Source organism: Streptomyces flavofungini, assembly GCF_014650815.1.
GTDB lineage: Bacteria > Actinomycetota > Actinomycetes > Streptomycetales > Streptomycetaceae > Streptomyces > Streptomyces flavofungini.
The window spans coordinates 362835-373740 of sequence record NZ_BMVR01000010.1 but is presented as its reverse complement, the minus strand read 5'-3'; the positions used below and the strand labels follow the sequence as shown (position 1 = coordinate 373740).

General features: G+C 73.6%; 3 protein-coding genes and 1 pseudogene. 1 reads left to right on the top strand and 3 read right to left on the bottom strand.

What is annotated here, in order from left to right:
• Positions 1 to 829, bottom strand: an 829-nt coding sequence (locus IE274_RS26575) for a beta-ketoacyl synthase N-terminal-like domain-containing protein (RefSeq protein ID WP_444545123.1), incomplete at its 3' end; no start/stop codon positions are given.
• On the opposite strand from IE274_RS26575, the gene IE274_RS26570 reads away from it, so the two are divergent.
• The gene (locus tag IE274_RS26570; protein WP_190118405.1) at positions 816 to 1016 is read left to right on the top strand and encodes a hypothetical protein; all 201 of its coding nucleotides are present in this window, start codon (positions 816 to 818) and stop codon (positions 1014 to 1016) included. The genes IE274_RS26575 and IE274_RS26570 overlap by 14 nt on opposite strands.
• On the opposite strand, the gene IE274_RS26565 is transcribed toward IE274_RS26570, so the two are convergent.
• Both IE274_RS26565 and IE274_RS40570 read right to left on the bottom strand, forming a co-directional pair.
• Complete coding sequence (locus IE274_RS26565) at positions 986 to 10654, bottom strand: type I polyketide synthase (protein ID WP_444545125.1); 9669 nt, start codon at positions 10652 to 10654, stop codon at positions 986 to 988. The genes IE274_RS26570 and IE274_RS26565 overlap by 31 nt on opposite strands.
• 93 nt (positions 10655 to 10747) lie before the next feature.
• Positions 10748 to 10798, bottom strand: a pseudogene (locus IE274_RS40570) (polyketide synthase docking domain-containing protein); the annotation flags it as partial.
• Positions 10799 to 10906 lie beyond the last annotated feature (108 nt).

Here is a 10906-nt window from a genome sequence, read left to right as displayed (position 1 = left end):
CTTCGCCCCAGCCGGTGCCGTCCGCCGCGTCGGCGAACGCCTTGCAGCGGCCGTCGGCGGCGAGGCCGCGCTGACGGCTGAACTCCACGAAGGTCTCGGGCGACGACATGACGGTCACGCCGCCCGCGAGCGCCATGGTGCACTCGCCCTGCCGCAGCGCCTGCGCCGCCAGGTGCAGCGCGACAAGCGACGACGAGCAGGCCGTGTCGACCGTCACCGCCGGGCCCTGGAGGCCGAGGACGTAGGAGAGGCGGCCGGACATGACGCTGGTGGTGTTGCCGGTGAGGAGGTGGCCCTCGACGCCTTCGGGGGCCTGGCGGACGCCCTCGCCGTAACCCTGGTAGCCGGAGCCGACGAACACGCCCGCGCGGGAGCCGCGCAGGGTCGCCGGGTCGATCCCGGCGCGCTCGAAGGCCTCCCAGGCCGTTTCCAGGAGGAGCCGCTGCTGCGGGTCCATGGCCAGGGCCTCGCGGGGCGAGATGCCGAAGAAGGACGCGTCGAACTGGCCCGCGTCGTGCAGGAAGCCGCCGTGCCGGGCGTAGAAGGTTCCCTGCTTGTCCGGGTCGGGGTCGTAGAGGGATTCGACGTCCCAGCCGCGGCCTTCGGGGAGTTCGCCGATGGCGTCGGCGCCGTCGGCGACGAGCCGCCACAGGTCCTCGGGGCCGCCCACGCCGCCGGGGAAGCGGCAGCTCATGCCGACGATCGCGATGGGCTCCCGGGCGGCCGCCGTGAGCTGCTGGTTCTGCCGTCGCAGCCGCTCGGTCTCCTTCAGAGACGCGCGCAGCGCTTCAACGACCGTGTCCGAAGGCCTCGTCATGTCCGGCTCCACATCCGTGCTGCGTCCGTTCGTGCTGCGTCGGCTCGTGCCGCGGCTCGCACTGGGTGTCGTTCGGCGGCTCGTGCCGCGGTCGGCGTCGCGCGCCGCGCCACGGCACGTGCCGCGTCTCGTACTGCTGCGTCTGGTGCTGCTGCGTCTGGTGCTGGGTCAGGAATCACTGTTGTCCAAGGCCAGCTGAATCAGGTTGTCGACGTCCATGGCGTCGATCGAGGCGTCGGCCCCGGCATCGTCATCGGCCGCGGCCGGGCCGGTGCCCGGGTCCGCCGCGGCGAGCCGCAGGAGGGCGTCCACGAGGCCCGCCTCGCGGATGCGGGCGATCGGGACGGCCGCGAGCGCCCGGCGGACCTCGGCGTCGGCGGGGTCGTCCGCGCCGTCCCCCTCGACGCCTTCGCCGTCCGGGTCGCCGGCGGCGTCGGGCAGGAGTTCGGCGAGGAGCTGCAGGGACAGCTCGCCGGGGGTCGGGTGGTCGAAGACGAGGGTGCTGGGCAGGCTCAGGCCGGTCGCGGCGTTCAGACGGGTGCGCAGTTCCACGGCGGTCAGGGAGTCGAAGCCGAAGTCCTTGAACGCGCGGTCCTCCCGGACGGCTTCGGTGCCGTTGTGTCCGAGTACGGCGGCGACCTCCGTGCGCACCAGATTCAGGACGGTCCGCTCGCGCTCGGCGGGCGTCGCGTCGGCGAGCCGGTCGCGCAGGGCGGCCGCCGCGTCGGCGGCGCCGTCGGAGCCGGGTGCGCCCAGGGCGCCGGACGCGGCGTCGAGGGCACTGCGGGCCTCCGGCAGGTCGTCGAGCAGCGGGCTCGGCCGCCGCACCGTGAAGGCCGGGGCGAACCGCTCCCAGTCGACGTCGGCGACGGTGACGAGCGCGTCGCGCCGGTCGAGTGCGTGCCGCAGGGCCGCGATCGCCGACCCGGGCCGCATGACGGGCAGCCCGCGCTTGCTCAGGTGGGCGGCGGCCGCGTCGTCCCCGGCCATGCCCGAACCGCCCCACGGCCCCCACGCCACCGCCGTCACGGCGCGGCCCTGGGCCCGGCGGCGCTCGGCGAGGCCGTCGAGGAAGGCGTTGGCGGCGGCGTACGCGGCCTGGCCGCCACTGCCCCACACCCCGGCGATGGACGAGAACAGCACGAAGGCGTCCAGCGGCGTGTCGCCGAGTAGGTCGTCCAGGTGCGCCGCGCCCGCGGTCTTCGCCGCGACGATCTCCGCGAAGTCGGCGGGGCCCGTCGCGTCGATCATCAGGTCCTGGCCGAGGCCCGCCGCGTGCACGACCGCGCTGAGCGGCGCGTCCGCGGGGATCTCCGCCAGCAGCCGGGCGAGCGCGTCGCGATCGGCCACGTCGCAGGCCGCGACGGTGACCTTGGCGCCCATCTCCTCCAGTTCGGCGGCGAGTTCGGTGGCGCCGGGCGCGTCCGGGCCGCGCCTGCTCGTGAGTACGAGGTGCTGGGCGCCGCCGCCCGCACACCACCGTGCGACGTGGGCGCCGAGGGCTCCGGTGCCGCCGGTGATGAGGACGGTGCCGTGCGGCTGCCAGGGGGCGACCGGGGCGGAGGCCGTGCTCCTGGGTGCCCGGACGAGGCGGCGTACGTGAACGCCCGTGGCGCGGAGGGCGAGTTGGTCCTCGGTGAAGTCGGCGGCAGCGGTGCGGGAGAGGAGCGTGGCCAGGAGGTCACGGGCGCGCGCCGGGACGGTGGCTCCGGGGGTGTCCGTGGCACCGGTCGTCTCCGTGAGGTCGATGAGGCCGCCCCACACGTCCGGGTGCTCAAGGCCCACGACCCGGCCGAATCCCCACGCCTGCCCCTGCGGGACACTACGTACGGGGTCGGCGTCACCGACGGACACGGCGCCGGACGTCGCGATCCACAGCCGCCCGTCGACCTCGGCGTCGACGACGGCCTGCGTGAGCGCGAGGGTCGCAGCCATGCCCCACGTCAAGGCGGGGGTTTCCGGCCCTGAGTGGTCGTGCGCGTCCCCGTCGCCGGATGCGGCGTGGTCGTACGGCCGCTCGTCCAGGGCGAGCAGCGAGAGCACGCCCCGCACGCCGTCCTCGGCACCGGACTCCCGCAGGAGCCGCGCCATCGCCGTACGGTCGACGGCCTCGTCGCCCACGACGACGCGCCGCACGTCCGCACCGGCAGCGGCAAGCGCCTCCTCGGCGGCGGCGCTCCAGGGGTGTCCGGCCGCACCGGCCGGTACGACCAGCGCCCAGGTCCCGCCGAGCGCCGCACCGGCGCCCGGCGCCTGGTCGCCGGAGAGCGGCTTCCAGGTGACCCGGTAGCGCAGGGCCTCCGCCTGGTGCTGCTCCTGCTGCCGACGTCGCCAGGTCGCGAGCGCGGGCAGGACGGACTTCAGCGAGGCCTCCTGGTCCAGTTCCAGCGTCTCCGCCAGACCTTCCAGGTCCTCCCGCTGCACGACCTCCCAGAACTCGGCGTCCACGCCACCGCTCCGGTCGTCGGCCGCCGAACCCGAGTCCTTCGGCTGCGGCCAGTAGGTCCGGTGCTGGAAGGCGTACGTGGGCAGCTCCACGAGGCGTCGGGCGCGCGTGGTGCCGTGCAGGGGCGTCCAGTCGACGTCGATGCCGCGTACGTGGAGGTGGGCGAGGGCGGTGAGGAAGGTGTCGGGTTCGGGGCGGTCCTTGCGGGTGGCGGCGACGAGTCCGGCCTGGGCGGCCGGGTCGGTGATCGTGTCGTGCGCCATCGCCGTCAGGACCGCGTCCGGGCCCAGTTCAAGCAGAGTCGTCACACCAAAACCGGTCAGGGCGCCGAGCCCGTCGTGGAAACGGACCGCCTCGCGGATGTGGCGGACCCAGTACTCCGGGTCCTGCAGCTGGTCCGCTTCCGCCAGCTCACCCGTCACGTTGGAGACCACCGGCAGCTTCGGGGTCTGATACGTCAGGCCCCGCGCGACCTTGCGGAAGCCCTCAAGGATCGGGTCCATCAACGGCGAGTGGAAGGCGTGGGAAACCTTCAGCCAGCGGACCTTACGGCCCTCGGCACGAAGCGATGCCTCCAAGCCCTCCAGGACCGTGCGGTCACCGGAGAGCACCACCTGCGAGGGCCCGTTCACGGCCGCCACACCGGCCCGGTCCTCCAGACCCACCAGCAGCGGCAGGACGTCGGCCTCCGCGGCCTGGACGGCCAGCATCGCCCCGCCCTCGGGCAGCGACTGCATCAACCGACCCCGGGCAGCGACCAGTCGGGCCGCATCCTCCAGCGACCACAGCCCGGCCACATACGCGGCCGTCAGCTCACCGATCGAGTGCCCGCCGACGATCTCCGGCCGCACCCCGAAGGACTCAGCCAGACGGAACAGCGCCACCTCGACCGCGAACAGCGCGGGCTGCGCGTACTCCGTCTGCTCCAACAGCTCGGCATCCGTACCAAACATGACGTCCTGGAGCGAACGTTCTAGCTGCCCATCCAGATGCGCACACACCTCATCCAGCGCATCGGCGAACACCGGGAACGTCTCGTACAACTCCCGGCCCATACCGACCCGCTGACTGCCCTGCCCCGTGAACACGACACCGAGACGGCCGTCCGTCGCAGAGCCCGTGACGGCACCGGCGGAGCCACCCGAAGCGACGGCGTCCAGCCCGGCCAGGAGCTGCACACGGTCCTGGCCGAGCACGACGGCCCGGTGCTCGTGCAGGGCCCGGCCCGAGAGGAGCGACCAAGCCACATCGGCGGAGTCGAACTCGTCCCGGCCCGTGAGGTGCTGGCGCAGCCGCCCGGCCTGGGCGCGCAGCGCGTCCGCGCTGCGCGCCGACACCAGCCACGGCGCGGCCGTCGCCGGGGCGCCTGCGGCAGGCTCGGTCTCTTCGGCAGGCTCGGCGGGCTCGGCCACCGGCGCCTGCTCCACGATCACATGCGCGTTCGTGCCGCTCACGCCGAACGACGAGACCGCTGCCCGACGCGGCGCGCCGCCGTCCCGCTCGGCCCACTCCCGGGCCTCCGTAAGCAGCTCCACCGAACCGGCCGACCAGTCCACGTGCGTGCTCGGCTCGTCCACGTGCAGCGTGCGCGGCAGCACCCCGTGGCGCATGGCCATCACCATCTTGATGACGCCCGCGACACCGGCGGCGGCCTGCGTGTGCCCGATGTTGGACTTCACCGAGCCGAGCCACAACGGCTCCTCGGCGGAACGCTCCTGCCCGTAGGTGGCGAGGAGGGCCTGCGCCTCGATCGGGTCACCCAGCGTCGTACCCGTTCCGTGCGCCTCGACCGCGTCCACGTCACCGGCGGACAGCCCGGCGTTGGCGAGTGCGGCGCGGATGACGCGCTGCTGCGACGGACCGTTGGGGGCGGTCAGGCCGTTGCTCGCGCCGTCCTGGTTCACGGCCGAGCCGCGCACGACAGCCAGCACCTCATGCCCGTGACGCCGAGCGTCCGAGAGCCGCTCCAAGAGGAGCAGCCCGACGCCCTCGCCCCAGCCCGTACCGTCCGCCGCCTCCGCGAACGCCTTGCACCGGCCGTCGGCCGCGAGGCCGCGCTGGCGGCTGAACTCGATGAAGGCGCTGGGCGTGGACATGACGGTGACGCCGCCCGCCAAAGCCATGTCGCACTCGCCCTGCCGCAGCGCCTGCGCGGCGAGGTGCAGGGCGACGAGCGCGGAGGAGCAGGCGGTGTCGACGGTCATGGCGGGGCCCTCGAAGCCGAAGGCGTAGGAGAGGCGGCCGGAGACGACACTGGCCGCGTTGCCCGTGCCGATGTAGCCCTCGGCGCCTTCGGGTGCGTCCTTCAGGAGGTCCAGGTAGTCCTGGCCGTTCGTGCCCGCGAACACGCCGGTGCGGCTGCCGTGCAGTGTGGGGGGCGCGATGCCGGCGCGCTCGAAGAGTTCCCAGGCGGTCTCCAGGAGGAGGCGCTGCTGGGGGTCCATGGCGAGGGCCTCGCGCGGGGAGATCCCGAAGAAGTCCGCGTCGAACCCGCCCGCGTCCGGCAGGAATCCGCCCTGCCGGGCGTAGGTGGAGCCGGGCGTCGCCGGGTCGGGGTCGTACAGCGCCCCGGTGTCCCAGCCACGGTCGGCGGGGAACTCCCCCAGGGCGTCGACGCCGTCGGCGACGAGCCGCCACAGGTCTTCGGGGTCGCGTACGCCGCCGGGGAAGCGGCAGCTCATGGAGACGATGGCGATGGGCTCGTCGTCGTCCGCGCTGGTGGGCGTCGGGGCGGCGACGGCGGTGGGTGCGGTGCTGTCGCCGGTGAGGAGGAGGCCGGAGAGGTAGTCGGCGACGGACCTCGGCGAGGGGTAGTCGAAGACGAGGGTGGCCGGGAGGGTGAGGCCGGTCGCGGCGCCGAGGCGGTTGCGGAACTCCACCGAGGTGAGCGAGTCGAAGCCGAGCCCCTTGAACGCGCTGTCGCCGGGCAGGGCCTCCGTACCGCCGTGTCCGAGGACGGTGGCGGCCTGGTTCCGCACGAGGTCGAGCAGGGTTCGCTCGGCGTCCGGGCGCGGCAGGGCGGCCAACTGGTCCTTCAGGGAGGTGGTTTCGCCGTCGTCCGCGGAGCGCTCCGCGCGGGCGGCCGCCTCCGGCAGGTCGTCGAAGAGGGTGCTGCGGCGGGTGGCCGTGAAGCCGTCGACGAACCGGTCCCAGACGACGTCGGCGACGACGAAGGCGGCGTCCCGGGTCGGGGCCGGAACGGTTCCCCGGGTCGAGGCCGAGGCCGCGTCCTGGGTCGACGAACTGGGTGCCGCCGCGGGCGGCGTCGCCCGGCGCAGCGCCTCGATGGCGCGCGCGGGGTCCATGACGGGCAGTCCCGCTTCGCGCATGCGCGCGTCGGAGCCGTCGTCGGCGGCCATGCCGCTTCCGGCCCACGGGCCCCAGGCGAGCGACAGCGCGGGCAGTCCGGCGGCGCGCCGCTGCTCGGCGAGGGCGTCGAGGAAGGCGTTGGCCGCCGCGTAGTTGCCCTGGCCGGGTGCGCCCACGGTCCCGGTGAGAGAGGAGAAGAGGACGAAGGCCGAGAGGTCGGCGTCGCGGGTCAGCTCGTCGAGGTTCCGGGCCGACTCCGCCTTCGCGCGGAACACGGAAGCCATCCGGTCCGCCGTGAGCCCGTCGAGCACGCCGTCGTCCAGGACGCCCGCCGTGTGGAACACCCCGGTCAACGGCGCGTCCTCCGGAATCTCGTCCAGAACCCGCGCCAACGCCTCCCGGTCCGCCGCGTCACACGCCACGACAGACACCCGTACACCCAACTCCCGCAACTCGGCACACAGTTCAGACGCACCCGGCGCATCCATCCCACGACGGCTCGTCAACAGCACATGACCAGCCCCCACACCCGCCAGCCACCGCGCCACATGACCACCCAACGCACCCGTACCACCGGTCACCAGCACAGTCCCGCCATCGGCCGACCACTCCCCCACCGACGACTCACCCAGCGACACGTCGCCGAAGCCCGCGCGCACCAACCTGCGGACGAACACACCGGACCCGCGCACCGCCACCTGGTCCTCACCCGACGAGGCCCCCAGGACCTGGGTGAGCCGGGACATCGCGCGCGCGTCGGCCGTCTCGGGCAGGTCGACCAGACCGCCCCAGCGCTCCGGGTGTTCGAGGGCCACCACGCGGCCCAGTCCCCACACCGCCGCGCCGTCGGCGTCGGCCACGGCGTCCGAGGCGCCGACGGAGACCGCGCCCCGCGTCGCCACCCACAGCGGCGCGGCCACGTCCGCGTCGCCCAGCGCCTGTACGAGCGCGAGCGTCGGGAGCACGTCGTCGGGTGCGCAGGCCAGCAGGGAGAGCACGCCTGTGACGGGCGTGCCGTTCTCGGCGTCCTGGCCCTGGCGCCCGAGGACTTCGGCCAGCTGCGCCCGCAGCCTGCCCCGGTCGGCGTCCAGTGTGTCCACCAGCAGGACCCGTGCCTGCGCCCCGCTCTGTTCCAGGGCCTGCACGGAGGCGTCCGTCCACGGCTCGTCCGTCGCACCGGCAGGGGCGACGACCAGCCAGGTGCCCGTGAGTCCGGCCCGGGACGGCTTGGTGAGCGGCTTCCAGGCGATCCGGTACTGCCAGCGGTCCAGCTCGGACTGCTCGTGCCGCTGCCGCCGCCAGGCCGTGAGCGCGGGCAGCACGGAACGGAGCGGCGCCTCCTCGTCGACGTCCAGGGCTCCGGTCAGAGCCGCGAGGTCCTCGTCCTCCACGGCCTTCCAGAAGCTGGCGTCCGCAGGGTCGGACCCGGCTCCGGCGCCGCCCGGCGCCTGCTCCAGGGGATTCAGCCAGAGGTGCTGGTGCTGGAAGGCGTACGTGGGCAGGTCGACGTGGCGGCGCGCCTCGGCGGGCTCGAAGAATCGGGTCCAGTCGATGGTGGTGCCGCGTACGTGGAGCTGGGCGAGGGCGGTGAGGAAGGTGTCGGGTTCGGGGCGGTCCTTGCGGGTGGCGGCGACGAGTCCGGCCTGGGCGGCCGGGTCGGTGATCGTGTCGTGCGCCATCGCCGTCAGGACCGCGTCCGGGCCCAATTCAAGCAGAGTCGTCACACCGAAGCCGGTCAGGGCGCCGAGTCCATCGCGGAAACGGACCGCCTCGCGGATGTGACCGACCCAGTACTCCGGGTCCTTGAGCTGGTCCGCTTCCGCCAGCTCGCCCGTCACATTGGAGACCACCGGCAGCTTCGGGGTCTGATACGTCAGCCCCCGCGCGACCTTGCGGAAGTCCTCAAGGATCGGGTCCATCAACGGCGAGTGGAAGGCGTGGGAGACCTTCAGCCAGCGAACCTTCCGACCCTCGCCGCGAAGCTTCTCCTCCAGACCCTCCAGGACCGTGCGGTCACCGGAGAGCACCACCTGGGCGGGGCCGTTGACGGCGGCCAGACCGACGCGGTCGGCCACGCCCTCAAGGAGCGGCAGGACGTCGGCCTCCGCGGCCTGGACGGCCAGCATGGCCCCGCCCTCGGGCAGGGACTGCATCAACCGACCCCGGGCAGCGACCAGTTGAGCCGCGTCCTCCAGCGACCACAGCCCGGCCACATACGCGGCCGTCAGCTCACCGATCGAGTGCCCGCCGACGACCTCGGGCCGTACACCGAAGGACTCGGCCAGGCGGAACAGCGCCACCTCGACGGCGAACAGCGCGGGCTGCGCGTACCCCGTCTGCTCCAACAGCTCAGCATCCGCACCAAACATCACGTCCTGGAGCGAACGTTCTAGCTGCCCATCCAGATGCGCACACACCTCGTCCAGGGCCGAGGCGAACACCGGGAACGTCTCGTACAACGCCCGGCCCATACCGACCCGCTGACTGCCCTGGCCGGTGAACACGATGCCGAGGCGGCCCTCGTCCACCGAGCCCGCAATCACGCCGGGACCGCCGGAAGCCAGCGCCTCCAACCCGGACAGGAACTGTTCGCGTCCCCGGCCGAGCACGACCGCCCGGTGTTCCAGGGGCGAGCGGCCCGAGAGCAGCGACCAGCCCACGGCGAACGGGTCGGCGTCGGCGTGTGCCACGACGTGTTCGCGCAGGCGGTCGGCCTGGGCGCGCAGCGCCTCGGCGCTGCGCGCCGACACCAGCCACGGCAGGGCGGTCGTGGGCGTGCCGGTGGCCGGTTCGGGTGCCCCCGACGGTTCCTCCACCTGCGCCTGCTCGACGATCACATGCGCGTTGGTCCCGCTCACGCCGAACGACGACACACCCGCACGACGCGGCGCACCCCCGTCCCGCTCGGGCCACTCACGGGCCTCCGTAAGCAGCTCGACCGCACCGGCCGCCCAGTCGACGTGGGAGTTCGGCCGGTCCACGTGCAGGGTGCGCGGCAGCGTCTCGTGCCGCATGGCCATGACCATCTTGATGATGCCCGCGACACCGGCGGCGGCCTGCGTGTGGCCGAGGTTCGACTTCACGGAGCCGAGCCACAGGGGTGCGGTGCCGCCGGTGGGGGCTTCGGGACGTTCCTGGCCGTATGTGGCGAGCAGCGCCTGGGCCTCGATGGGGTCGCCGAGCGTCGTACCCGTGCCGTGCGCCTCGACCGCGTCGACGTCACTCGCCGCCAGGCCCGCGTTCGCCAGGGCGGCGCGGATCACGCGCTGCTGGGCGGGGCCGTTGGGGGCGGTGAGTCCGCTGCTGGCGCCGTCCTGGTTGACGGCGGTGCCGCTGACGACGGCGAGGACCTGGTGGCCGTTGCGGCGGGCGTCCGAGAGCCGCTCAAGGAGGAGCAGGCCGACGCCCTCGCCCCAGCCCGTGCCGTCCGCGGCCTCCGCGAACGCCTTGCAGCGGCCGTCGGCGGCGAGCCCGCGCTGGCGGCTGAACTCCACGAAGGTGTCCGGCGTCGACATGACGGTCACGCCACCGGCGAGCGCCATGGTGCACTCGCCCTGGCGCAGCGCCTGGGCGGCGAGGTGCAGGGCGACCAGGGACGACGAGCAGGCCGTGTCGATGGTGACGGCGGGGCCTTCGAGGCCGAAGGTGTACGAGACGCGGCCGGAGGCGATGCTGCCCGCGCTGCCGTTGCCGAGGTAGCCCTCGAACTCCTCCAGGCCCTGAGGGCTGCTGAGGATGCGGTTGCCGTAGTCGCCGTACATGACGCCGACGAAGACTCCGGTCTTGGAGCCGCGCACGGACAGCGGGTCGACGCCCGCCCGCTCGAAGGCCTCCCAGGTGGTCTCCAGGAGGAGGCGCTGCTGCGGGTCGATGGCGAGGGCCTCGCGCGGCGAGATCCCGAAGAACGCGGGGTCGAACTCGGCCGCGTCGTGCAGGAAGCCGCCCTCGCGGGTGGAGCTCTTGCCCGTGCGGGTCGGGTCGGGGTCGTGGAGGTCCGCGTCCCAGCCCCGGTCGTCGGGGAAGGGCGAGATCGCGTCCCCGCCCTCGGCGACGAGCTGCCAGAGGTCTTCCGGGCCGCTCACGCCGCCGGGGTAGCGGCAGCTCATCGCGACGATGGCGATGGGCTCCCGGCTCACCGACTCGGCGTCCTGTAGACGCTGCCGGGTCTGATGCAGATCCGCGGTAACTCGCTTGAGGTACTCGCGGAGTTTCTGCTCGTTCGCCATTTCGGTGCGACTCCTTCAACGCAGAGGGCCGACCCCATCACATCGGCGGGAGGGCAGGGGCAACAACCCCTACCCTCCCCCTACGGACCCCTTGAGGAATTTCTACGA